We start from the raw sequence: 23,910 nt of genomic DNA, 5'->3' as shown, positions 1-23,910 counted from the left end.
CGCGCGGTACGGCCCCGCCGTACACACGTCACCCGCAGCCGGCACGCCCGGCGCCCGTGACACGCGCGGAACGCGACCTCGGTGTACGAGCCGTCCCTCCCTCGGTCCCAGCCGACCGCTTTGAGACGCATCTCGTCCCGTCCCGCGCGCCGTGCGGTGCTCGCACACGAACGCACCAAGCACCGAGCACCCAGCCCGAAGCCCACCGCGCGTGCGACTGCGAGATCCCATGGCGAATCCCACTCCCAGCACCTCCCTGACCTGCACCGGCCTCTCCTTCCAGTGGCCGGACGGCACCCCCGTCTTCGACGGCCTGTCCGTCACCGTCCCGCGCGGCCGCACCGGCCTCGTCGGGGCGAACGGGACGGGCAAGTCGACCCTGCTGCGCCTGCTCGCCGGCCGGCTGCGCCCCGCCGGGGGCTCGGTCACCGTGCCCGGCAGCCTGGCCTACCTGCCGCAGAACATCACCCTCGACACCACCGTCCGCGTCGACGCCGCCCTCGGCATCGCGGGCCGTCGCGCCGCGCTGCGCGCGATCGAGTCCGGCGACGTCGCGGAGGAGCACTTCGAGACCGTCGGCGACGACTGGGACGTCGAGGAACGCGCCCTCGCGACCCTCGGCGCGCTCGGCCTCGACGGCATCGGCCTCGACCGCACCGTCGGCGAGATGTCCGGCGGCGAGACCGTGCTGCTGCGGCTGGCCGCGCTGCTGCTGGAGCACCCCGACGTCCTGCTGCTCGACGAGCCGACCAACAACCTCGACCTGTTCGCCCGCCGCCGCCTCTCCGACGCGGTGGACTCCTGGCGGTCCGGTGTGCTCGTGGTCGTCAGCCACGACCGGGAGCTGCTGGAACGCGTCGACCGCATCGCCGAGCTGCGCTCCGGCGAGGTGAACTGGTACGGCGGCGGCTACTCCGCCTACGAGGACGCGCTCGCCGTCCAGCAGGAGGCGGCCGGGCGGATGCTGAAGGCCGCCGAGGCCGACGTCCGCCGGCAGCAGCGCGAGCTGGCGGAGACGCAGACCAAGCTGGCCCGCAGGCGGCGGCAGGACAGCAAGCTGGACGCCCAGCGGCGCGCGCCGCGGATCGTCGCGGGCGCGCGCAAACGCGCCTCCCAGGAATCCGCCGGCCGGCTCCGCGGCCTCCATGAGGAGCGGCTGAACGACGCCCGGGAGCGCCGCGAGGAGGCCGCGAACGCGATCCGCGACGACGCGGAGATCCGTGTCAGCCTGCCGGGCACCGCCGTGCCCGCGGGCCGCTCGGTCCTCACCGTCGAGGAGCTGTGCCTGCCGCACGGCCGGCTGGCCCGCGGCGGCCTCCACGTGCACGGGCCCGAGCGGATCGCGCTGGTCGGCCGGAACGGCTCCGGCAAGACCACGCTGCTGCGCACCCTCACCGGAGAGCTGGAGCCGGTGTCGGGGCGGGCCGTGGCGCACGTGCCGCTGCGGTTCCTGCCGCAGCGGCTCGACGTGCTGGACGACGAGCTGAGCGTCGCCGCGAACGTCGCCCGGATGGCCCCCGGCGTGCCCGACAACGAGATCCGCGCCCAGCTCGCACGGTTCCTCTTCAGGGGCGCCCGCGCCGAGCAGCCGGCCGGCACCCTCTCCGGCGGCGAGCGGTTCCGCGCGGCACTCGCGGCGACCATGCTCGCCGCCCCGGCCCCCCAGCTCCTGCTGCTGGACGAGCCCACCAACAACCTGGACGTCCCCAGCGTCCGCCAGCTCACCGGCGCCCTCGCCGCCTACCAGGGCGCCCTGGTGGTCGCCAGCCACGACCTGCCGTTCCTCGAATCCATCGGGATCACGCGCTGGCTGCTGGTGGACGAGGAACTGGTCGAGACGTCCGGCGACGAGGTGCGCGCGCTGCTGGAGACGTCGGGGGGTGAGCCGGCGGGGGCGGAGGAGGTTCCTGGTACGGAGGCCGTTCCTGGTGCGAAGGAGGTTTCTGGTACGGAGGCGATTCCTGGCACGGAGGCGGTTCCCGGTACGGGGCGGCCGCCCACGGAGTTGCCGGGCGACGAAATGCCCGGGAGTGTGGGTGAATGACCCTCACGCCCCTCACGGATCAACGGGTCGTCGTCCTGGGCGGCACGTCCGGCATCGGGCTGACCACCGCCGCGCAGGCGGCGGAGCTGGGCGCGCGCGTCACCGTCGTGTCCAGCAACGAGGCCCGGGTGCGGGCGGCCGTCGAGAAACTGCCGGAGGGCAGCGCCGGCGAGACCGCGAACCTGAACGACAACGGGCAGGTCGCCGCCCTCTTCGACCGCATCGGCGCCTTCGACCACCTGGTGTACACGGCGGGCGAGCCGCTGCGGATGACGCCCCTCGACCAGATGGACATGGCGTCCGCGCAGGACTTCTTCCAGCTCCGCTACTTCGGTGCGCTGCGCGCCCTGAGCGCGGCGCACCCCTACCTGCGCACCACGGGTTCGGTCGTCCTGACGAGCGGCACCGCGGTGCAGCGGCCGGGCCCCGGCTGGGTGCTCGGGGCGAGCATCTGCGGCGCCATCGAGGCGGCGGTACGGGCCGCAGCGGTCGAGCTGGCCCCGCTCCGGGTCAACGCGGTACGCCCCGGCGTCTCCCGCTCGCCCGTCTGGGACCGGATGCCGGAGGCGGAGCGCGAGCAGATGTACGAGCAGATCGCCGAATCCAACCTGCTGGACCGGGTCGGCGAGGTGGAGGACATCGCCGAGGCGTACGTGTACCTGCTCCGCCAGGACTTCACCACGGGGACGATCCTTACGGTGGACGGCGGGTCGATGCTGACGTGACGTGACGTGACCAGGCCTGGTCGGGCCGGTGCCGGGGTGGCCGGGGCCCGGCGCGGGGACGCTGACGGTGGGCCGGCGGCCCGGTGGCCCGGTGGCCCGGTGGGCCGGTGCGCCACTCGAACGGCGTACGGCAGCGGCGGGCGCCGGCCCGGAGGCGGACGTCTGAGTTCCGGTCTTCTTCAGCGCGGCTTCCTCGGGGCAGCCTTCCTCGGGGCAGCCTTCCTCAGGGCAGGCTTCCTCAACGCAGGCTTCCTCAACGCAGGCTTTCCTCAGCGCAGGCTTCCTCAGCGCACCAGCTCGGCGAGGAGCCCGTGGAGCCGGCCGGCGAGTTCCGGCTCGCCCCGGCCGAGTTCCGCCGCGAAGCACCCCGCCGCCGCGGCGAGCGCGCGCCGCAGCTCCGGCGCGGAGAGCTCGCGGACGAGGGTTCCGGCGAGCGGCCCGGTCACCTCCTCGGGCAGCAGATGGGCCCCCTTCCCGTGCGCGGCGGGCAGGCCGAGGCGCAGGCAGGCGAGTTCGACGAGGCGGGCGCGGAGGGTGCCGATCCAGTAATCGGCGGCCCAGAGGCGGTCGCGCTCGATGCTGATGCGGGCGTGCAGGGCGTGGTGCCAGCAGAGGCCGACGAGCGTGGGGCGGTGCGGCGGGGCGAAGGGCGGCTGGGGGCGCGCGGTGCCGAGAACCGTGCGCCACTGGGGGCCGCGGGGGCCGAAGTCCGCCTCGGGAGCGAAGGTGAGGTCGACCTCCAGCCAGCCTGGCAGGAGCACGACGCGGACGACGGTGGCGGAGCCGGTGGGCAGGTCCCAGTGGTGGACGGCGCCGAACCCCTCGTACAGCCAGGACGTCCATGCCTCCGACACGGCGGCCGGGTCCCCGCGCACGCCGAGCACCAGGTCCGTGTCGGACCAGCGGTCGCCGTCCCCGGTCGCGTACGAGCCCGTGAACGCGGCGCCGGTGACCTCCGGATCGGACTCGGCGCGGGCCAGCAGGGCCGCCCGCACCCGGTCTCGTTCTGCTTCGGCGAACACCGGGACATCGTGCCAGCCCATCGTGGCAGCCGAGCCGGCCGGGACGCGGGGCGCCCGGCGCAGGCAGGGGAGGCCGTCGCCCCCGCTCGTGGTGGTGACATCATCGCGTCCGTAGCGGGGCGCCGGCGCGCGTGTGTCCGGTGTCCGCCGGGGTGGCCCGGTCCCGGCGTTCCCCGTCCGGGGCGCCGGTCACCGTCCACCGAAAGGAACCCGCGTTGTCCATACCGCTGCCCGAGGGGCTGCTCGACCTGCTGCGCCGGCCCAGCACCTGCTTCCTGGCCACCGTGATGCCCGACGGCTCGCCCCAGCTGACCCAGACCTGGGTGACCACCGACGGCGAGCACATCGTGATCAACACCGTCGAGGGGAACCGCAAGTCGCGGAACATCGCCCGCGACCCGCGGGTGGCGGTGACCATCGCGGACCCCGAGGACGCCTCCCGCTACTACGGCGTGCGCGGCCGGGTGATCGACGTGACCGCGGACGGCGCGGCCGAGAGCATCGACGAGATCTCGCACAAGTACATCGGCCGCCCCTATCCCGGCTTCTCCGGCCGGCCGGAGACCAGGCTCCTGCTGACGATCGCCGTCGACTCCGTCGCCCACGCGCCGCGCGGCTGACACCACGGACGCCAGGCGCCACACGCCACGCGCCACGCGGCTGACACCACGGACGCCAGGCGCCACACGCCACGCGCCACGCGGCTGACACTACGGACCCCCGCGCCACGCGGCTGACCTCACGTGACGCCGCGCGACGCGCGGGCCCCGGAGCGGTTCGGGCGCCAGGCACCCGGTCCTCAGACCGTCGCCACCAGCAGTTCCTCCCAGCCCGGCGGCTGCGGGCGGTCCTGCCGCCCGCCGAAGTAGCGGTCGGCGAGGCCGGACAGCGGTACGTGCCGCACCGCGCGGAAACCGGCCTCGCGGGCCAGCGCCAGCATGTCCCGCGGGGCGAAGGAGCTGATGAAGGGGGTCCCCGAGGACCGTGCGGCGCTCTCCGTCGCCCGGCGCTCGGCGCGCGCGCCGGAGCCGACCAGCTCCAGCGGGGGCAGGAACGTCATGGCCAGCGTGGTGCCCGGGGCGAGCGCGGCGACGCGCCGCAGCAGGTCCGCGTTGGCCTCCCTCGTCAGGTACATGGAGACGCCGGTGGCGGCCACCACGGCCGGGCGGGCGGTGTCGAACCCGGCGGCGGCGAGGCGTTCCGGCCAGGACCCGTCCGCCTCGAAGTCCACCGGGACGAGCCGCAGCCACTCCGGAACGCCGAGACCCAGCTCCTCCAGGCGCCGCCGCTTCCACGCCTGCGGCCCCGGCTGGTCGACCTCGAAGACCCGCACGCCGGCGGCGGCCTCCGGCCTGCGCTGGGCGAAGGTGTCCAGGCCGGCCCCGAGGATCACGTACTGGCCGACGCCCCGCCCGGCCTCCGCCACGACCAGGTCCTCCACGAAGCGGGCGCGGACCACGATGGACGCCCGGCTGCTGCCCGGTCCCGTCACGTCCATGTCCGGACGACTGCGCCAGCCGGCGTCCGGCGCCGCCAGCCGCAGGCCGACCTCGTCCACGAGGACGTGCGGCGGCGGGTCGGCCTGGACGTGCAGGGCCCGCCACAGGGCCACCCGGACCGCCGAGCTCTCGGGCTCCTCAGGATTCTCCGGGTTCGCTGGCTTCTCCGGGTTCACTGGCTTCTCCGGCTCCTGCGGCCGCCCCGGCTCCTGCGGCCTCTCGGGACCCTTCGCGCCGTCGGCGCCCTCAGCGGCCCGGTCAGGCATGGTGGCCGGATCCCTGGTGTGCGGAGGCTCCCGAGGGGCCTCCGTGTCCGCCGTGTCCGGCGCCGGCACCTTCCGGAAGCGGTGCCTCCAGGCTGACGTACCGCCCGTCCGGATCGCGCACGAAGGCCTGCGTGACGCCCCAGTGCTGGGGCGTGAACGGCTGCGCGAAGTCCGGCTCGCGCGCCGGGCTGAAGGCCGCGGCGTCCGGCACCCCCAGCACCGGGTAGGTCCGGGGGTCGCCGTCGTGCCGCTCCACGATGAAGACGTACGGGCCGCCCGCCGGGTGCTGCCACTGGCCGGAGCCGTGGTCGGTCTCCAGCACGGCGCGGAAGCCGAACGATCGCCAGAACGCCGCCGTGGCGCCGTAGTTCCGCGTCTCCACGCAGAAGCCCTGGATGCCGTCAGTCGACACTGTCCCTCTCCTCCGTCTCGTCCTGCTCCTCCGCAGCCCCGGCCTCGCGGCCCTCGCCTTCCCCGCCGTCCTGGTTCCGGGCCGAGGCCCGCCCCAGGTACTCGGTCAGCGCCGTCTCGACGATCGCGGAGAGCGACCGCTCGGTGTCCACGGCGTGGTGCTTGACCGCGCGGATGAGGTCGGGGGGCAGGTACACGTTGAACTGCTTGACCTGTCGTCTGGGTTCGGTCCCCACAATTAGGATGCTAGCATTCTAAGAAAGGACCTGAGCCGGGGTTGCGCGGCAGGCTGAGGTGGCGAGCCGGGCCCGGGGTCAGGACTCCGTACCGGTGTCCGTGTCGGCGTCCGTACCGGCGTCGGCCGAGAAGTCCCGGGAGGCGTCCGCTCCCCAGCTCGCCAGCAGGCGCAGCGCCTCCTCGGAGGGCGAGCCGGGCTCCGCGTGGTAGCTGCTCAGCGACTGCTCCTGGTCGTCGTCGGGGAGCGTGAAGGTCTCGTAGCGGAGGGCCAGCTCACCCACCATCGGGTGCACGATGCGCATGCCGCCGTGCGTCTTCCTCTTGACGTCGTGGGCCGCCCACAGCCGCCGGAAGTCCTCGCTCCTCAGGGAGAGTTCCCCGATCAGGGCCGCGAGGAGCGGATCGTCGGCGTGCAGGCCGGCGTCGAGTCGCAGCTGCCCCACCACGTCGTACGCCTTGGACTCCCAGTCGGCGAAGAGCCGCCGGGCCGCCGGGTCGAGGAAGGTGATCCTCGCCCAGTTGCGCTGCTCCGGGGCGCGGGCCGACCAGTCGCCGAAGAGGGCGGAGGCCGTGTGGTTCCACGCGAGCACGTCGGTGCGGCGGCCCCACACGTACGCGGGCACGCCCTCCATCGCGGTCAGCAGTTCCCTCAGCGCCGGCCGGACCTGCCGGCGCCGTGGCACGGGCCGCCGCCGGTGCCGCCTCGGCCGGGCGAGGCGCAGCAGATGGGTGCGCTCCGCGTCGGAGAGTTCGAGCGCGCCGGCGATGGCGTCGAGCACCTCACGTGAGACGTTGCGGGCGTTGCCCTGTTCGAGGCGGGTGTAGTAGGCCGCCGAGACCCCCGCGACCTGCGCCAGCTCCTCCCGCCGCAGGCCCGGAACCCGGCGCCGCCGCCCGTAGTCGCGCAGCCCCACGTCGGCCGGCTTCAGGCGGGCCCTGCGGGTGCGCAGGAACTCGCTCAGCTCGGCGCGCGGGTCGAGGTGCTGCTCAGGGTGCCCGGGATGCTCGGGGGCGGTGAGGGTGACGGCTCCCGGCCGCGGTACGGCCGGCGGCACGGTGCCGGGGCCGGGGCCGGTGGCTTGACCGGTGCCTACGCCAGTCCCGGTGCCAGTGTCAGCACCGGTGCCGGAGTCAGCGCCGGTGCCAGTGCCAGCGCCAGTGCCGCGATGAGTAGCCATGCGTCGAGTATCGCGCCGGCCTCCGCGTCCAGCCTGTCCCTGCCGGTGGTAGTCACGCGGGACGTAGGCGAACCCGGTGCCTGGCCGGCGCCCTGCCGCCGGAGCAGCCTCGATGCGTCCCCGCCGGGTCCGGGGATCCGTCATCAAGGAGCAGACCATGAGCTTTCGTACGATCAACCCGGCCACGGGCGACCTCGTGAAGGAGTTTCCGTGGCAGTCGGATGAGGAGGTGTTCGCCGCCCTGGCGACCGCGGACAGGCGCTACCGCGAGGACTGGCGGCTCAGGCCCGTCGCGGAACGGGCCCGGATCGTCGGGCGCGCCGCTCGGATCCTGCGCGAGAAGCGGGACGAGTACGCGACGTACCCGATCCTGGAAATGGGCAAGGTCACCCGGTTCTCCTATCTGGAGATCGATCTGGTCGCCGACATCCTGGAGTACTACGCCGAGCACGGTGAAAGGCTCCTCGCGGCGCAGTCCCTGCCCGGCGAACCCGGCGCGACACTCGTCGCCGAGCCCATCGGCGTCGTTCTGGCGGTCGAGCCCTGGAATTTCCCCTTCTACCAGCTGGCCCGCGTGGCGGCGCCCCAGCTCGTCGCGGGCAACGTGATCCTGATGAAGCACGCCGAGAACGTGCCGCAGTGCGCGCTCGCCTTCGCGCGGCTGTTCGAGGAGGCGGGGGCGCCGGAAGGGGCGTACACCAATCTCTTCTGCTCGATCGAGCAGGTCGGTGCCCTGATCGACGACTTCCGCGTCCGCGGCGTGGCGCTGACCGGCAGCGAGAGGGCGGGGGCCGCCGTCGGTGAGCGCGCCGGGCGCAACCTGAAGAAGGTGATCCTCGAACTGGGCGGCAGCGATCCCGCCCTCATCCTTCAGGGCGCGCCTCTCGACCACGCGGTCGAGCAGTGCGTGATGGGCCGCACGTTCAATTCGGGGCAGGGCTGCGTCAACATCAAGCGCGTCGTGGTGGTCGGCAGGGAACGGGGCGAGCGGATGCTGGCCGCGCTCAAGGAGCGATTCGCCGCGATCACGGTGGGCGATCCGGCGGACGAGGCCACCCTGCTCGGTCCCCTGTCCAGTGAACGCGCCCTGGAAGGGCTGCTCCGGCAGATCGAGGACGCGAAGGCGGCGGGAGCGCGGATCGTCCACGGCGGAAAGCGCGTCGACCGGCCCGGGTTCTATCTCGAACCGACGATCATCGCGGACATCGCCGACGACAATCCGCTCCACCAGCAGGAGGCGTTCGGACCCGTGCTGTCCTTCTATGTGGTGGACAGCGAGGAGGAGGCGATCGAGCTGGCCAATGCCACCCGCTACGGGCTGGGTGCCTACGTCTTCGACGCGGATGTCGAGCACGCGCGGCAGGTGGCGTCCCGAATCGAGTGCGGCATGGTGTACATCAACTCCTGCTTCGCGGACTCGCCGGGGCTGCCCTTCGGCGGGGTCAAGAACTCGGGGTTCGGGCGGGAACTGTCGGAACTGGGCATCGGCGAATTCCTCAACCGCAAGCTGGTGCGGGTGGCCGGCGCGGCCTGAGATCGGCCCCGGCCCCGGCCCTGCCTGGCTTGGCTTGGCTTGGCTTGGCCCAGCCTGACTTTGGCCTGGCTTGGCCCGGCCTGGCTTGGCCCGGCCCGGCTTCGGCTTGCCCGATCCGACTCGGCTCGCCAGGTCCGGCCAGGCCCTTTTGCGCAGTTCCCCGCGCCCCTTTCTGCCGGGCTTCGCCCGGATGTCTTGCGGTGTGTGGGTCGGCGGCCCGGCTCAGCGTAGCTTGGCCTCGTCCACGTCGGCCTGGCCTTGTCCGGCTCCGGCTTGCCTGTCCGGCTCGGGCTGGCCTTGTCCGGCTCGGGCGAGCCGAGTCGGATCGGGCTGGCCTTGTCCGGCTCGGACTGGCGCCACTTCCCCGGGCGGTGGGGCGCCTTGTGTTTCGTGGGGCGGGGCCGCGGGCGGATATCCGTCCTCGGTCCCGCGTCCTCCGTCGACCGGACGGGTTCCCTGGGCCTGACGCAGGACACTGCGGGCGGACATCCCCCCACGTCCCCTCACGTCTCGTACGCGACCACCGGCCGGTGGGGGTACGCGCCCCTGCGCGGAGAGGGCGAAGGGGGCACGTCTCGTGCGCGACGGCGGCCGAGTGGGGGTACGCGTTCCTGCGCGGACGGGGCGAAGGGGGCACGTCTCGTTGGCGGGTGCGGCCGAGTGGGGGTACGCGTTCCTGCGCGGACGGGGCCAAGGGGGCACGTCTCGTCGGCGGGTGCGGCCGAGTGGGGGTACGCGTTCCTGCGCGGACGGGGCCAAGGGGGCACGTCTCGTCGGCGGGTGCGGCCGAGTGGGGGTACGCGTTCCTGCGCGGACGAGGCGAAGGGGGGAACGGCCCGGCCGGGGGTCAGCCGGCGTGCCCGGTCCGCCGTTCCTGGCGTTCCTCCTCCACCAGGGCGCGTGCGACGCGGGCGGCGCGCTCCTCGGCCGCGGCCAGGGTGTTCTGGCCGTCCGGAAGCATGCCCTGCTGGAGGAAGAGGGCGAGGCCGTGGGCCGCCGCGGCGACGCGTACCAGCAGGTCGAGGGCGGCGGCCTCGCCGGGGGCGACGCGCTCGGCGACGGGTACGAGGGCGGCGAAGAGCTCACCGCCTGCCGCCTCCAGGTCCGGATGGCGGCTCTTGTCCAGGCCGGCGAGGAAGGTGATGTCGAACAGCGCCCGCTCCTCGGCGGCGAACCGTACGTAGGCCGTCGCGAAGGCGGCGAGCTGCTCTCCGGGGTCGTCGCCGGCCGCGACCGCGGCGGCGTAGCGGTCGCGCTGCTCGCGGTACCCCTTGAGGGCCAGCGAGGCGAGCAGCGCGTCCCGGTCGGCGAAGTGCTTGTACGGTGCCGAGACGCTCACGCCGGCCCGGCGGCACGCCTCGGCGAGCGTGAAGCCGTGCGGTCCGCGCTCGGCCACCAGGGCGAGCGCGGCCTGTTCCAGTACGTTGCGCAGGTCCCCGTGGTGGTGGCCGGTGGGACGGCGGCGGCCCGCGGAATCGGTGTGGGCGGTCACGGGAACGCACGTTAACACCGTTCACCGGGGGAAGCGGGGGCCGCTGCCCGCCCTCGTTTCCGCCCCCTTGCGGGGACCTGTCCCGCACCCGTTTCCCTTGCGGGGCCCGTCCCCCACCCGTTGTGAGCCCGCCATCTCCGGCCGCCTGGCCTCGGTCGCATCCGGCCGCCCGGGCTCCGTCGCATCCGATCGCCTGGTCTCCGTCACATCCGGCCGCCCCGATCCGTCAGGGATCCGAGGGTCGGGTCCGGGCGGACAGGGCGCGGACGGAACGGTACGAGGACGGGGCACCGCATGGACGGCGAGCGGCGGGCGGCCGTGAACGGGCACGGGCACGAGGTCGGGAGCGCGCTCGGGGACGGGTTCGGGGATGCGTTCGAGCAGGGGCAAGGGCACCGGCACGGCGGCGCGGCGGGCGAGCCGATCCGGAACGTTCGGACCAGCGGTTCCTGGCCGAACGCTTCGAGGCGCACCGCGGGCACCTGCGCGCCGTGGCGTACCGGATGCTGGGCTCGGTGAGCGAGGCGGACGACGCCGTGCAGGAGGCGTGGCTGCGGCTCAGCAGGAACGGCACCGAGGGCGTGGGCAACCTCGGCGGCTGGCTGACCACCGTGGTCGGCCGGGTCTGCCTCGACATGCTGCGCAGCCGCAGGCTCCGCCGCGAGGAGCCGCTCGACGTGCACGTGCCCGACCCGATCGTCACCGCGCCCGACGGCGCCGCGGCCGACCCCGAGGCCAGGGCGCTGCTCGCGGACTCCGTGGGGCTCGCCCTGCTGGTCGTGCTGGAGACCCTCGCCCCGGCGGAACGGCTCGCGTTCGTGCTGCACGACCTCTTCGCGGTGCCGTTCGAGGAGATCGCGCCCGTCGTGGGGCGCTCGCCATCCGCCGCCCGCCAGCTCGCGAGCCGGGCGCGCCGGCGGGTGCGGGGCGCGGCGCCGGTGCCCGATCCGGATCCGGCGAGGCAGCGGGACGTCGTCGACGCGTTCCTCGCCGCGGCGCGCGGCGGGGACCTGGACGCGCTCGTCGCGGTGCTCGACCCGGACGTGGTGCTCCGCGCGGACGGCGGCGCGCACGGGCCCGTCCGGCTGGTCCGGGGCGCGACGGCCGTGGCGTCGGGCGCGGTCGTCGCCGCGCGCCATGCGGACGGCGGCCGGCCCACGCTGGTCAACGGGGCGCCCGGTCTGGTCGGCCTCGTCGAGGGACGCCCCGTGTCGGTGATGGCGTTCACCGTGACGGCCGGACGGATCACGGCGATCGACGTCCTGACCGACCCCGACCGGCTGCGGAGGCTGGACCTCACTTTCCTGGCGCTCTGAGATCCGATCCACTCATGGCGTCAGGTCGCCCCTGTCCCCTTCCTCGGGTTCCTCGGGGAGGGCGACCGTCGGCCGTCTCCGCCCAGGGGCGGTACGGTCCGCCTGGCGTGGGCAGGAACGGTACCGAGGGGCCGGAGATCGGCCGCACCGCGGTCAGGAACAGTACGAAGGTGGGCGGGAACGGCATGGAAAGTGATCAGGAGAAGGCCGTGGACGGCACCGGGGCGCGGGCGCGGGTCGAGCCGGGGTACTTCGCCGGACCGGACGGCACCGTCGCCGCCCTCGCGGCACTGCTACGCGGCGGTGGCACGACCGCCGCCGACCTCACCGAGCGTGCCCTGGAGGCGGTGGCACGGCTGGACGCCCTGCTGGGCACGTTCGTGACCGTCGACGCGGAGGGCGCCCGGCGTGCCGCCCGGCAGGCGGACGAGGAGCTCGCCGCCGGGCACGACCGCGGCCCGCTGCACGGCATACCCGTCGCCGTGAAGGACATCATCGACGTGGCCGGGCTGCCCACCACCGCGGGCGCGGCGCACTTCGCGGGGCACATCGCGGTGGCGGACGCGGAGTGCGTGCGGCGGCTGCGCGCGGGCGGCGCGGTCGTCGTCGGCAAGACCACCACGCACGAGTTCGCGTACGGCCCGACCGGGGACCGTTCCGCGACCGGCCCCTCCCGCAACCCCCTCGACCCGGCGTGCATCTCCGGCGGCTCCAGCGGTGGCAGCGCGGCGGCCGTCGCGGCAGGCATCGTGCCGCTCGCGCTCGGCACGGACACCGGCGGCTCGGTACGCATCCCGGCGGCGCTGTGCGGGGTGAGCGGATTCAAGCCCGCGTACGGCGCGGTGCCCACCGGCGGCGTCTTCCCGGTGTCGGCCTCCCTCGACCACGTGGGCGTCCTGGCCCGGACCCCGGAGGACTGCCGGCTCGGGTACGAGGTGCTGGCGGGCACGGCGGTGGGCGAGCGGCCCGACCCCCGTACGGCACGCGTCGGTTGGCTGGCACCCGCGGCGTTCACGGCGATCGACCCCGAGGTGGTGTGCGTCGCACGGGCCGCCGTCGACGGAAGCGTATCGACGCAGGACGTGGACACACGGGACGTATCCGGGCAGGACGCATCCGGGCAGGACGCATCCGCACCGGTCACGACTGCACCGGAAAGCCTGGACCCGGAGGCGTTCGAGCCGGAAGCCTTCGCGCGGGACGCGCGCGCCGCGTTCGGGGCGATCCAGGACAGCGAGGTCTACGCCGTGCACGCCGACCGGGTGGCCGCGCAACCGGACCTCTACGGATCCGAGGTGCTCGACCGGTTGCGCCACGCCGGGCGCACCCCCGGCTGGCGGTACGTCCGCGCGCTGGCCGACCGGGAACGCATCGCGCGCGTGGTGGCCGGCCTCTTCGACCGCCACGATCTGCTGGCGCTGCCCACCACGCCGCTCACCGCACCCGAACTCGACGCCCGCAGCGCCGTACTGGACGGCGCCCGCGTCCCCCTCCGCCCGGCGATGCTCGCCCTCACCAGCCCCTGGAACCTGCTCGGCCTGCCCGCACTGAGCGTGCCGGCCGGCACGGTGGACGGCATGCCGGTGGGCCTCCAACTCGTCTGCCCACCCGGCCGCGAGGCCCTGCTCCTCGCGGTCGCGGGAGCGGTAACCGCCGATACGGCGGATGCGGCGGATGCGGCGCTGAACGGGAACACCGCGCGTCCCGCGCCCTCCCTGTGAGGTGAGGGCGCGGTTCGCGGCGTTCGGGCGCTGCGAGCTCAGGGCACGAGGAGCACCCGGCCCCGGTGGGTCCGCGCCTCGAAGATGCGGTGGATCTCCGCGGCCTCGGCGAGCGGGATCCGGGCGTGCACCTCGACGCTCAGCCGGCCCGTCGCGAGGTGGTCCCTGGTCAGCTCGACGTCCTTCGCGGCCTGTTCGGGGAGGACCTTGCGGTAGGCCAGCAGGCTGAAGCCGACCACGCCCTTGAGGGCGAGCAATGCGCGGACGGGCAGGTCCGTCAGCCTGCCTTTCGCGGAGCCGTACACCACCGTCCTGCCGAACGGCGCGAGCAGGTCGAGGCTCTGGAGGGTGGTGTCCTCGCCGACCCCGTCGAGCACCACGTCCACTCCGCCCGGGGCGACCTTGCGCACCTGGCCGGGCCAGTCCTCGTCCAGGTAGCTGATCGCGGCGTCCGCGCCGAGCCCCCGGACGAAGTCCAGCTTGTCCCGCGCGCCCACGGTGCCGATCACCGTGCCCGCCCCGAGCAGCCGCGCGAGCTGCACGGCCAGGTGGCCGATGCCGCCGGCCGCGGCGTGCACGAGCACCGTCGCGCCGGGCTCCATGCGGCCGGCCCGCAGCGTGCCCAGCGCCACCGGAGCCACGAGGCACAACGCGCTGGCCGCGCCCGCCTCCAGGTCCTCCGGAACCGGGGTCAGCCAGTCCGCGTCGGCCACCACGTGGTCCGCGAACGCGTTCTCGGCGACCAGCGCCACGGCCCGCCGCCCGGCCAGCGCCGCGACCTCCTCGCCGACCCCCTCGCCCACGGACTCCACGGTGCCCAGCACGTCACCCGTGAAGCTGCCGGGCAGCGGCCGGTGGTAGGGCGAGCCCTCCGGGTGGCCGCGGCGGATGAGGGCGTCCACGTAGTTCGCCCCGACGGCCTCGGTGCGCAGCAGCACCTGGCCGGGCCCCGGCACCGGTACCTCGGCCTCCTCGACCGTCAGGACCTCCGGGCCGCCGTACTCGTGATAGCGCACGCGTCGCATGATGATGTCCCCCAACAGAGAAACAGAGCCGAAGAAACCCCGCCGGCGATACAACTGGACTGCCGGTCAAGTTGGCCGCCTCCCGGACCTTACTTGACCGTTGGTCCAGTTGTCCATGCACTCATCGGCTGCACCCATCGGCTGCACCCATCGGCCCACGAAACGTGGAACGATCCCGTCCGGCACGGGAGGAGCCGGCCGAGCCGGAACGGGCACGAACCGGTACCAGCACGAACCGGAACGCGCGACCACACGAGAACACCAGCGAGGAACGAGGACCCACGCCCATGACCCAAGGCCGTCGCGAACGTGCCGACGCGGCGCGCAACCGGCGCGCCATCCTCTCGGCGACCGAGGACCTGCTGACCCGGTTCCGGCCGGAGGAGATCTCCATGGAGCAGGTCGCGACGGCGGCGGGGGTCGGCAAGGGGACGCTGTTCCACCGGTTCGGCAGCCGGATGGGGCTGATGACGGCGCTGATGCAGGAACGGGCGCTGAGCCTGGGCGAGTCCGTGACCTCGGGCCCGCCACCCCTCGGCCCCGGGGCGCCGCCCCGCGAGCGGCTGTTCGCCTTCCTGGACGGCGTCATCGACGTGGTCAGCCGCAACAAGGGCCTGCTGGCCGCCCTCGGCCACGCGGCCTCCACGGCCCACCGCCCGGCGGCACGCCAGCGCCCGGCGGCGGTCGGAAACGGAGACGGCAACGAAGGCGGGAACGGAGACGGGAACGGCACCCGCGCGGACAGCAGCGGGAGCCGGGACGGAGGCGACGGCGGCCGGCCGCACCCGCACGACGGCCACCCCGTCTACGCCTTCTGGTACGGCCACATCAGCGCACTGATCGCCGAGGAGCGGCCGGATCTGGACGCCGACGTGCTCGCGCACGTACTGCTGAGCACCCTCCAGAGCGAGCAGATCCAGTTCCTGCTGGAGGAGGGCGCGGGAGCGCGGGTGACGGAGGCGCTGCGCCTGGTCGCGGCGGGAATCCTCGCCTCACCCGAAAAGTCGTCCACTTCCGGATAATCCAGCACGGACCGGATTGCTAGTCTGGCGACATGACCGCGATGAGCCCCGCCCGCACCACACCGGACCTCTCCTACCTCCTGGACCACACCAGCCACGTGCTGCGCACCCGGATGTCCGCGGCGCTCGCCGAGATCGGACTGACCGCGCGGATGCACTGCGTCCTGGTGCACGCCCTCCAGGAGGAGCGCACCCAGATCCAGCTGGCCGAGATCGGCGACATGGACAAGACCACGATGGTGGTGACCGTGGACGCCCTGGAGAAGGCCGGCCTCGCCGAGCGCCGCCCGTCCAGCCAGGACCGGCGGGCCCGGATCATCGCGGTCACCGAGAAGGGCGCCCGGATCGCCGAGCGGAGCCAGCGGATCGTGGACGGCGTCCACGAGGGCACCCTCGGCACCCTCCCGCCGGGCGAGCGGACGGCGCTGCTGAACGCGCTGAACCGGCTGGCCGAGACCGAGTTGGCCACTCCCACGGAGAATCCGCAGCCGGTGCGCCGGGCGCGCCAAGCCCAGGGATAGCGGGGGCGGCCGGCGGCGACCGGTCACCAACCAACGGCCACCAACCACCAACCACCAACCGACAACCGGCCACCGACAACCGGCCACCGGCCACCGGCCACCGGCCACCGGCCACCGACGGGCAACCGGCAAGCCACACCGGCTACCGCAAAAACAGTTCCGTTAAAACTAATCTGCTTCAGAACTATCTGCTACGGTCTCTCCATACCTTGCGGCTTCCGCCGCACGCCTGCCTCCGTCCCACGACGTCAGGGGAGACCCATGTCCACCTCACCGGGCACGCCCGTCGCACCGAACACATCCCGGAGCCGAAGGTCCCTCGCGCTGGCCGTGGTCGCGGCCGGCACGCTGACCGTGGTGCTCGACGGCAGCATCGTCACCGTCGCGATGCCCGCCATCCAGCGCGACCTGGGCTTCTCGCCGGCCGGCCTGAGCTGGGTGGTCGACGCGTACCTGATCGCCTTCGGCAGCCTCCTGCTGCTGGCCGGCCGGCTCGGCGACCTGGTGGGCCGCAAGCGGATGTTCCTCGCCGGGACGGCCGTGTTCACGGCGGCCTCGGTGCTGGCCGCCGTGGCGGGCTCACCGGGTCTGCTGGTCGCCGCGCGGTTCCTGCAAGGCGCGGGCAGCGCGATGTCGACCGGCGTCGGCCTGGGCATCGTCGTCACGCTCTTCACCGAGCCGCGCGAACGGGGCCGGGCGGTCGGCGTCTTCGGCTTCACCGGAGCGGCGGGTGCCTCGCTCGGCTCGGTGCTCGGCGGGGTCCTCACCGACACGCTCGGCTGGCACTGGATCTTCCTGATCAACCTCCCGATCGGGCTCGCCATCCTGGCGCTCGCGGTGCCGGCGCTCCCCGCGGACCGGCGCACCGGCCTCGCCGCCGGTGCGGACGTGGCCGGTGCCGTGCTGGTCACGGCGGGGCTGATGGTGGGGATCCACGCGGTCGTCAAGGCCGAGGCGTACGGGTGGACCTCGGTGCGCACGCTCGGCGAAGGGGCGCTGGCGGTGGTCCTGCTGGTGCTGTTCACCGTCCGTCAGGCCACGGCGGCGGTCCCCTTGATGCCGCTGCGCACGCTCCGTTCGCGCAACGTCGCCGGCGCCAACGCGGTGCAGGTGCTCATGGTCGCGGCACTCTTCTCGTTCCAGCTGGTCCTGGCGCTCTACCTCCAGAACGTCCTCGGGTACGGCGCCGCGCGCACCGGGCTCGCGATGCTGCCCGCGGCGGTGGTGATCGGCGGGGTGTCGCTGACGGTGTCGGCACGGCTGTCCGCGCGGTACGGGGAGCGCCGGGTGCTGCTGGCAGGTCTCGTGCTGCTGGTGGTGCTGCTCGCGCTGCTGGGCCGGGTGCCGGTGCACGCGCACTACGCCACCGACATCTTCCCGTTGATGCTGCTGGGCGGCGGGTTCGGGCTGGCGCTCCCGGCGCTGACCGCGCTCGGCATGTCGGGGGCGGGCGAGCGGGACGCGGGGCTCGTCTCGGGCCTCTTCAACACCACGCAGCAGATCGGCATGGCGCTCGGCTCGGCGGTGCTCGCCACGCTGGCCGCCTCCCGCACGGAAGACCTGCTCGCCACGGGCCGCGCCCGCCCCGAGGCGCTGACCGGCGGCTACCACCTCGCGTTCACGGTCGGGGCGGGACTGCTGGCGGCGGCACTGGCGGTGACGTGGGGGGTGCTGGGCGCCGGGAGCGGTACGGGGTCGGTGGGGGCGGGGACGGCGGGGCCGGTCACGGCGGGATCCGCGGAACGGCCGGCCGTGGCCGCCTCCCCCGCGCGGAGGGACACCTGACCGGCACCGGAACGGGCCGGGAACGGCGCCAGACCAGGACCGGGGCGGCACCGGACCGGCACCGGAGCGGCAGAATGCCCGCATGGGCACAGGCACGGGCAAGGGCACGGGCGACGGTGGTTCCCAGGCGGCACGCGACGACCTGGCGGTGCAGGACGAAGACCCGGCAACGCAGGACGACGACCTGGCGGCGCAGGACGACGACCTGGCGGCGCAGGACGACGACCTGGCGGCGCGTTTCGAGGAGAGCCGGCCCCATCTGCGGGCCGTCGCGTACCGGATGCTCGGATCGCTGAGCGAAGCCGAGGACGCCGTCCAGGAGGCGTGGTTCCGGCTCAGCCGCACCGGCGCGGAGGGCATCGCGAACCTGCCGGGGTGGCTGACCACGGTGGTCGGCAGGATCTGCCTGGACATGCTCCGCACCCGCCTCTCGCGCCGGGAGGAACCGCTCGACGTCCGGGTGCCGGACCCGGTGATCGAGCCGCTGGACGCGGGGCCGGGCGACCCGGAGGGCGCGGCGGTGCGCACCGAGGCCGTGGGCCTCGCCCTCCTGGTGGTCCTGGACACCCTGGGCCCCGCGGAACGCCTCGCCTACGTGCTGCACGACCTGTTCGCCGTGCCGTTCGACGCCATCGCCGCGATCGTCGACCGCAGCCCGGCCGCCACCCGCCAACTCGCGAGCCGGGCCCGCCGCCGCATCCAGGCGGCGGGCCCCGAGCCGGAGTCGGACCCGGGACGCCAGCGGAGCATCGTCGACGCGTTCCTCGCGGCCTCCCGCAGCGGCGACTTCGACGCGCTCCTCGCGCTCCTCGACCCGGACGTGGAGCTACGGGCCGACGCCGGCCCCGGCGGCGCGTCGCAACTCATCCGCGGCGCCCGGAACGTGGCCCGCCAGGCGTTCACGTTCCGCCGGCTGGCCGCCGACGTCCACCCGGTCCTGGTGGCCGGCACCCCCGGCCTCCTCGCCACACCGGGCGGCCACCCGGTCTCCGTCATGGGCTTCACCGTGCGGGGCGGCCGGATCACGGAACTCATCATCATCGCTGACCCGGAGCGGTTGGGGCGGTTGGGGGTGCGAGGCGACCAATTCCCGACCAATTGATGCACGTGGTGGGATGCCTGGGCATCGGACAGAGTCAGGCGGTCGGGGGGGGTGAGGCCCTGGAACCTCGTCGACGGTACCGCGATCTTGTTCCAGACCGACTCGAACCAATCCTGATGGCTCGTCACGAACCGCGACTCCAGAGAATCGGGGTCACTGTCCTTCACGTACTTCATGAGGGCGGAATTCATGCCCAGCACATCGATGGCATCCACGGTCACGCCGTCGTCGAGCAACATGGGCCGGGTCAGTACCTCGTACGGCGCGTGCAGCGCCTCGGTATCGTTCAGTAGGTACAGCTTGGCGTGCGGCGTCAGGCGGTGCTCGCGGACTTCGAAGACGACCTGGGGGACGAGCCCTCATCCGACAAGTGGGCCAGCATGCCACGCAGAGCGAAAGTGCTCCGGCGGGTAATTCGTTTTGTACGTTCTGGCACCCGCGTGTCGTTCGGGTCATGCTGGGAAACCGGGTAGGGCAGTTCTTGGCCCTCCGACGGCAGCAGCAGTCGGACCTTGATCTCCTCCACCTGGATTTCTCCGGCCACGATGGCGTCGCACTGCACGCGCATGTGTGTGGCGAGGGACTCCGACGTTAGCGTGAAGACGTCAAGGGACACCGTCGGCCGTTTGAATGCCGCAGCGAAGACGGAGAGGAGAGAAGCACTGCCACGACTGCGGCCCGCCGCCGGGCTTGAGTGGACCGTCGGTGCCTTCACCACCCGTGTGCCGCTGCCCTGTGCCGTCTCGGCGAAGCCCTCGTTGCGAAGTTCGTTCAGGACCTTTCGCACCATCGCGCCCGGGATTCTGCGCCGCATCACGACCAGCCGGCCCATGCCCGGCACGTCCACCACGGTGTTCCGGTGAGTGGTGCCCCTGAAGACCCGCTCAGGCGGCGCAGTGCGCTCTGCGTTCAGGACCTCGGCCACGAGCGACCGGGGAAAGTCTGGGCGTTCGGGAAAGCGTTCATCGGGTGTCCAGACGAGCACGGACGGCTCGCCAATCAGGCCGACTCCCGGGCCCGCGGCTCCCGGAGCAGGATGTGCGGCCGCGAACCACTCCTAAAGGTCGGGCACTCGCCATCTAGGGGGTCAAACCCTAGTGGTGACGTCCAACTTCCACATCCCGGGTGCGACGGACGGCCCCGAGAGCGGTGGCCCTGAGAGCGGTGGCCCCGACGGCTCCGCCCCTTCGCGCACCAGCACGAGTACCTCCCACAGCGAGGTCACCACGGCCTCCGCGCCCGCCTCGCGCAGCAGCTTCGCCTTGCGGTCGTTGGCCGCGTAACCGAGGAAGGCCACACCCGCCTGCCGGGCGGCGGCGAGGTCCGAGGGGTTGTCGCCGATCATGAGTGCGGCGCCGGGCCGGGTGCCGGTGGCGTTCAGGGCGCGGAGCAGGCAGTACGGGTCGGGCTTGAGGCGTTGCAGGTCTTCGGTGCGGCCGTAGATGTGCCGGACACGACCTAGGTCCCGGCCGCTCAGGTAGGCGTGGGCTATGCGTGGTGAGTTGTTGGTGGCCATGGCGAGCCGGGCGCCGGCCGATCGCCAGGTGTGGATCAACGGATCGGCGTACTCCGTGGGCCAGGCGGAGTCCACCGCAGCGAGTTCCGCCTGTGTCAGGCGCTCCTCCAGCTCGCCGACGAGATCGCTACCGCGGTGTCTGTTCGATCCGTTCCGCATCAGAAGTCACTAGGAGAGTGTCAGGTCCGTGGCGATGGTTTCCCAGAGCGCGTCGAACCAGTTCTGCGACTCCGTCACGAACGCCGCCTCCCGGCCTCCGGCCCGTTTCCGGAAGGAGAACAGCAGCGACTGGCGTCCTAGCGCGTCGTACATGTCGAGCCGGCCCTCGTCGGACTCCTCGGCGCGCTTGGTCACCGTGTAGTACGCGAAGAGCGCCTCCTCGCCGCCCAGCAGGTACAGCTTGATCGGCGGGGTGAACGGCAGGGCGCGGAAGGCGATGTCCACGTCGATGCCGTGCGAGGTGTGCAGCGACTGGAGGTTGTGCCGGAGCACCTTTCCCTGGGCGTTGCGCTGGCCGAGCCAGCGCAGGTGCACGCGCTCGTCCGTGGTCCCCATCTCGATGGGGGCGGGGAAGGCGAGCGAGATACGGCGGCTAGGCAGCAGGATGCGGACCGTCAGCGACTCGGGTCGGATCTCGCCCAGGTGGATCAGTCGAACCGGGTCGGCCACGGCCAGCATCAGCGTCTCCGCGGTCAGGCAGACGGCGTCTATCCGGACATCGGGCGCGGCGAACGCGGCGTTGAGCCGGGGCGCCAGGGCGACCATCGCCTTCTGCGGCTGTGCCGTATCGGGCGCCGGCTCGGCCACCCGCGGCGGGCTGCCCCTGCCGACGTCCACCAGCAGTTCGGCGTCCTGGAGGCTTCTGAGCGCCTGCCGTACGACGCCCCGCTCCACGCCGAACTCCGCGGCCAGTTGCGCCTGCGTGGGAAGCCGGTCGCCAACTTTGAGGTCTCCACTCCTGATCCGCTCGCGCAGCCGGTCCGCGATGACCTCGGAGGCCCGTCTGTGACGGTCTGCCCCACCATCGTCTTGGATCACGACCAAACCGTACAACCCAGGACCACCTTGAGGTAGTTAATTGTAAGTTGGTTTCAGTTTCGACCAACTGGGCACAACTACAACCTGCTTGGTGACCAACTTTGATACGGGGGGATTCTCCCCTCGCCCTCCGATCCCTCGGGGCTCTGCTGAACAGTGTCGTCGCCGGGGGCAGCTGCTGACGTAGCCATAGGGTCTGCGGACACAGCGGGTCTCGTACTGCTCCGGACCGGCCTCAAGGCCCGCATGCCAGCGGGGAGTTCCGCCGGAGCGCTCGCGCCGGCGATCTACGTGCCGACGCCGTGTCGCTGAGACCGGAGCCCAGAACCGGGCATTCCGGCCGGACCGGCTGGTCCGAGCGCCGAGACCGAAGGGCCGAGCGCCGAAGGCGCTCGAGAGAAAGGGCCGGACCCGTCAGGGGATGACGACGGGGCCGGCCAGGGTCGCTCGCGCGGGGTTCGCGCGGCGGCCGGGGGGCCGCCGTTCAGTGCCGCACGGTGGCCGCGGATCAGGGGCGCACAGCCACGGAGCACAACGGGGAGGTTCATCATGCCGTTTTTCACCATTACCCTGACCGCGCTCAGCGTCGGATTCGAGCAACTCATCCAGTGGCGGTACGGCCCGATGGGGATCATCGCGCTGCTGCTGTCCATCGGCATACGAGCCAGGAACACCATGCTCGTCTGGGTGGCCGTCGTGATCGTGCTGATGTTGCTGGCGCACTGAGCTCGTTCTTCAACCTCGGTTCTCTTGGCTCGCCGGGGCCCTCGTGGCTCACCGGGGCACGCACGCGCGCGCCCCGCCGTCACCCCGCGCCCCTCAGAACGTGTCCGGGCACCAAGGCCCCCGGGCCGTCCGGAAGAGCGTTTCGGCGGTGGCGGTGGCCGAGGGGGTGTGCTCGGTGAGGCGGCCCAGGGCCGCGAGGCGGGTGGCCGACTCCTCGCCCAGCCAGAGCGAGGCCAGCTCCCCGGCGCCCAGGGTGACGTCCGGCGAGCGGGTGGTGCGGGTGCAGCTCGCGCCGTCCGGGGTGGCGTCCAGCAGGTAGCGGCCCGCGGCCGGGCCGCCCGACCCGGTGCCGGCACCGGTGCCGCCGGGCTCGACCGGCTCGATCGGCCGGTCCACGACCTCCAGTACCAGGCTGCCCGGCACCGCGTACGTGCGGCTCTCCAGGGCGCGGACCGTGTCCAGGATGCGTACCCACAGCCAGTCCGCCCTGGTCACCGGGCGTGCCGCACGCGGGTTGGGCAGGAACTGGGGCAGCAGGTCGTCCATGGCGCGGTGGCCGGTGCGGACCCTGGTGATCCAGTCGACCGAGCAGAGGAAGTGCCACAGCGCGCGCTCGGCCGCCGGACTCACCGCTATCAGGTCCTCGACCGTCGCGGTGTCCATGGAGAGCTTGGCGTCGTTCCACACGTCGTCGGAGCGGTAGGCGAGCAGGCCCTCCACGGTGCCGTCGGGCGCACGGTAGAGCGCCTGGAACGGCTCCGTCCAGGTCGGGTCCATGGCCGGGCCCAGCTGCCCGGTGGCGCGCTGCCACCAGTGCTCGTCGCGGTCCACGGCGCCGTGCTGCCGGGCCAGGAACCGCTCGTGCAGCTCCGGGCCCACCTTGCGCACCTCCGCGCCGTCGACGAGGTCGATCCGGCCGCCGTCCGCCGGGCCCGACCAGCGCGGGTCGAGGCCCGCACGGGGCACGTCGACCTCCCAGTCCGCCACGCCCGCGGCCGGGCCGAAGCCGAAGCGGCCGTAGATCGGGTACTCGGCCGCGATGAGGCTGGCGACGACGTCGCCGCGCTCGCGCGCCTCGGCCAGGTCGGCGGCCATCATCCGGCTCAGCAGGCCCCGGCGGCGGTGCGTGGGCGAGACGGTGACGCTCGATATCGCGTCCGCCTGCACGGAGGCCCCGCCCACGGCCGTGAGCCGCTGCGGGAACGAGCGGAACGTCGCCACGCAACGGCCGGCGTCGAAGGCGCCGCGGGCGCGGGCGTAGGCGATCGACCCGGCGCGATCCGCCACGGCGGCCGGCGTGGGCGTCGGCGGACGCAGGAACCCGGTGTTCAGGGCCCGCATCCAGTCCACGAGGTCGGATTCGGCGATGGTACGTATGTCCGGGTCGGCGCGCATGGGATCATCGTAGGCGGGGGTGCGGGCGGTGTCGCGTCATTTCTTCACGCTCCACCGCGGGCGGCCGGGAGCGGCCGGGAGCGGCCGGCTCAGGCGGGACCTGCGGTCCCGTTCCCGGCCCACGGGGGTGGATCGGTCATCTCCGGACCAACGGTGAGTCGTGGGCCGGTCGCGCAGTTCCCCGCGCCCCTTCCGGGGCGCGGCGTCAGCGGGACGCGGAGCCATCGGGGCGCAGCCCCGTCCTTCGAGGGGCGCGGGGAACTGCGCGACCAGCCACGACTGGGGGTACCTCCCACGCCCTTCAGGCAGTGGGGGACGTCAGATCGCCACCAACC

General features: G+C 73.3%; 23 protein-coding genes. 11 read left to right on the top strand and 12 right to left on the bottom strand.

Going from position 1 to position 23,910, the window contains the following annotated elements; translation table 11 throughout:
• Positions 1–229: 229 nt before the first annotated feature.
• Together Sm713_RS00250 and Sm713_RS00245 are read left to right on the top strand one after the other, a co-directional pair.
• Entirely contained in the window at positions 230–2,044 is a 1,815-nt protein-coding gene (locus Sm713_RS00250) for an ABC-F family ATP-binding cassette domain-containing protein (protein WP_212907700.1), read from the top strand.
• On the top strand, positions 2,041–2,769 hold the full coding sequence (locus Sm713_RS00245; protein WP_212907699.1) for an SDR family oxidoreductase: 729 nt from the start codon (positions 2,041–2,043) through the stop codon (positions 2,767–2,769). The genes Sm713_RS00250 and Sm713_RS00245 overlap by 4 nt, the downstream gene beginning before the upstream one ends.
• A 284-nt stretch (positions 2,770–3,053) precedes the next feature.
• Here Sm713_RS00245 and Sm713_RS00240 read toward each other — a convergent pair whose 3' ends face one another.
• Positions 3,054–3,791 carry a hypothetical protein gene (locus tag Sm713_RS00240; protein ID WP_212907698.1) on the bottom strand — a complete coding sequence of 246 codons (738 nt, stop codon included), beginning with the start codon at positions 3,789–3,791 and terminating at the stop codon, positions 3,054–3,056.
• A 215-nt stretch (positions 3,792–4,006) separates the two neighbouring features.
• Between Sm713_RS00240 and Sm713_RS00235 the strand changes: the two genes are divergently transcribed.
• Entirely contained in the window at positions 4,007–4,411 is a 405-nt protein-coding gene (locus Sm713_RS00235; RefSeq protein ID WP_249416012.1) for a PPOX class F420-dependent oxidoreductase, read from the top strand.
• Positions 4,412–4,590: 179 nt separating this feature from the next.
• On the opposite strand, the gene Sm713_RS00230 is transcribed toward Sm713_RS00235, so the two are convergent.
• The 5 genes from Sm713_RS00230 to Sm713_RS00210 form a co-directional block, all read right to left on the bottom strand.
• Entirely contained in the window at positions 4,591–5,556 is a 966-nt protein-coding gene (locus tag Sm713_RS00230) for a class I SAM-dependent methyltransferase (RefSeq protein ID WP_212907697.1), read from the bottom strand.
• On the bottom strand, positions 5,549–5,968 hold the full coding sequence (locus Sm713_RS00225; RefSeq protein ID WP_212907696.1) for a VOC family protein: 420 nt from the start codon (positions 5,966–5,968) through the stop codon (positions 5,549–5,551). The genes Sm713_RS00230 and Sm713_RS00225 overlap by 8 nt, the downstream gene beginning before the upstream one ends.
• Positions 5,958–6,203, bottom strand: a complete 246-nt coding sequence (locus tag Sm713_RS41370; protein WP_212907695.1) for a ribbon-helix-helix domain-containing protein — start codon at positions 6,201–6,203, stop codon at positions 5,958–5,960. The genes Sm713_RS00225 and Sm713_RS41370 overlap by 11 nt, the downstream gene beginning before the upstream one ends.
• A 78-nt stretch (positions 6,204–6,281) precedes the next feature.
• Positions 6,282–7,259 carry a helix-turn-helix transcriptional regulator gene (locus tag Sm713_RS00215; RefSeq protein WP_212907694.1) on the bottom strand — a complete coding sequence of 326 codons (978 nt, stop codon included), beginning with the start codon at positions 7,257–7,259 and terminating at the stop codon, positions 6,282–6,284.
• Between the two features lie 35 nt (positions 7,260–7,294).
• Positions 7,295–7,438, bottom strand: a complete 144-nt coding sequence (locus Sm713_RS00210) for a hypothetical protein (RefSeq protein WP_212907693.1) — start codon at positions 7,436–7,438, stop codon at positions 7,295–7,297.
• A gap of 101 nt (positions 7,439–7,539) precedes the next feature.
• Here Sm713_RS00210 and Sm713_RS00205 point away from each other — a divergent pair, with 101 nt between their 5' ends.
• Positions 7,540–8,916, top strand: a complete 1,377-nt coding sequence (locus tag Sm713_RS00205; protein WP_249416011.1) for an NAD-dependent succinate-semialdehyde dehydrogenase — start codon at positions 7,540–7,542, stop codon at positions 8,914–8,916.
• An 847-nt stretch (positions 8,917–9,763) separates the two neighbouring features.
• On the opposite strand, the gene Sm713_RS00200 is transcribed toward Sm713_RS00205, so the two are convergent.
• Entirely contained in the window at positions 9,764–10,408 is a 645-nt protein-coding gene (locus Sm713_RS00200) for a TetR/AcrR family transcriptional regulator (RefSeq protein ID WP_212907692.1), read from the bottom strand.
• A gap of 449 nt (positions 10,409–10,857) precedes the next feature.
• Between Sm713_RS00200 and sigJ the strand changes: the two genes are divergently transcribed.
• Positions 10,858–11,724: an RNA polymerase sigma factor SigJ gene (gene sigJ / locus Sm713_RS00195; RefSeq protein WP_212911673.1), complete on the top strand. Its 867-nt coding sequence runs from the start codon at positions 10,858–10,860 to the stop codon at positions 11,722–11,724.
• A gap of 185 nt (positions 11,725–11,909) precedes the next feature.
• Positions 11,910–13,445 carry an amidase gene (locus Sm713_RS00190; RefSeq protein WP_212907691.1) on the top strand — a complete coding sequence of 512 codons (1,536 nt, stop codon included), beginning with the start codon at positions 11,910–11,912 and terminating at the stop codon, positions 13,443–13,445.
• A 38-nt stretch (positions 13,446–13,483) separates the two neighbouring features.
• Here the strand turns inward: Sm713_RS00190 and Sm713_RS00185 are convergent, their stop codons facing one another.
• Positions 13,484–14,470, bottom strand: a complete 987-nt coding sequence (locus Sm713_RS00185; RefSeq protein ID WP_212907690.1) for a zinc-binding dehydrogenase — start codon at positions 14,468–14,470, stop codon at positions 13,484–13,486.
• 287 nt (positions 14,471–14,757) lie between these two features.
• Between Sm713_RS00185 and Sm713_RS00180 the strand changes: the two genes are divergently transcribed.
• The 4 genes from Sm713_RS00180 to Sm713_RS00165 all read left to right on the top strand — a co-directional run bounded on the left by Sm713_RS00180 (position 14,758) and on the right by Sm713_RS00165 (position 18,900).
• A complete protein-coding gene (locus Sm713_RS00180) occupies positions 14,758–15,492 on the top strand; it encodes a TetR/AcrR family transcriptional regulator (RefSeq protein ID WP_212907689.1) in 735 nt (244 codons plus the stop codon).
• 32 nt (positions 15,493–15,524) lie between these two features.
• Positions 15,525–16,013, top strand: coding sequence for a MarR family winged helix-turn-helix transcriptional regulator (locus Sm713_RS00175; protein WP_212907688.1), 489 nt, complete (start codon positions 15,525–15,527; stop codon positions 16,011–16,013).
• A gap of 261 nt (positions 16,014–16,274) precedes the next feature.
• Complete coding sequence (locus Sm713_RS00170) at positions 16,275–17,798, top strand: MFS transporter (protein WP_212907687.1); 1,524 nt, start codon at positions 16,275–16,277, stop codon at positions 17,796–17,798.
• Between the two features lie 82 nt (positions 17,799–17,880).
• Positions 17,881–18,900 (top strand): sigma-70 family RNA polymerase sigma factor, encoded by a 1,020-nt coding sequence (locus Sm713_RS00165; protein WP_212907686.1) that lies wholly within the window; start codon positions 17,881–17,883, stop codon positions 18,898–18,900.
• Between the two features lie 313 nt (positions 18,901–19,213).
• Here the strand turns inward: Sm713_RS00165 and Sm713_RS00160 are convergent, their stop codons facing one another.
• From Sm713_RS00160 to Sm713_RS00150, 3 genes are all read right to left on the bottom strand, one after another.
• Positions 19,214–19,885 (bottom strand): hypothetical protein, encoded by a 672-nt coding sequence (locus Sm713_RS00160; protein ID WP_212907685.1) that lies wholly within the window; start codon positions 19,883–19,885, stop codon positions 19,214–19,216.
• A 102-nt stretch (positions 19,886–19,987) separates the two neighbouring features.
• Positions 19,988–20,575, bottom strand: a complete 588-nt coding sequence (locus Sm713_RS00155) for an HAD family hydrolase (RefSeq protein ID WP_212907684.1) — start codon at positions 20,573–20,575, stop codon at positions 19,988–19,990.
• A gap of 9 nt (positions 20,576–20,584) precedes the next feature.
• The gene (locus tag Sm713_RS00150) at positions 20,585–21,460 is read right to left on the bottom strand and encodes a FadR/GntR family transcriptional regulator (RefSeq protein ID WP_212907683.1); all 876 of its coding nucleotides are present in this window, start codon (positions 21,458–21,460) and stop codon (positions 20,585–20,587) included.
• Between the two features lie 543 nt (positions 21,461–22,003).
• Here Sm713_RS00150 and Sm713_RS00145 point away from each other — a divergent pair.
• Positions 22,004–22,180, top strand: coding sequence for a hypothetical protein (locus tag Sm713_RS00145; RefSeq protein WP_212907682.1), 177 nt, complete (start codon positions 22,004–22,006; stop codon positions 22,178–22,180).
• Positions 22,181–22,273: 93 nt separating this feature from the next.
• Here the strand turns inward: Sm713_RS00145 and Sm713_RS00140 are convergent, their stop codons facing one another.
• Entirely contained in the window at positions 22,274–23,575 is a 1,302-nt protein-coding gene (locus tag Sm713_RS00140) for a GNAT family N-acetyltransferase (RefSeq protein WP_212907681.1), read from the bottom strand.
• Positions 23,576–23,910 lie beyond the last annotated feature (335 nt).

Origin of the sequence: Streptomyces sp. TS71-3 (assembly GCF_018327685.1) — a bacterium.
GTDB lineage: Bacteria > Actinomycetota > Actinomycetes > Streptomycetales > Streptomycetaceae > Streptomyces.
Note: the sequence above shows the minus strand (reverse complement) of the source record. Positions and strands in the feature narration are given on the sequence as shown.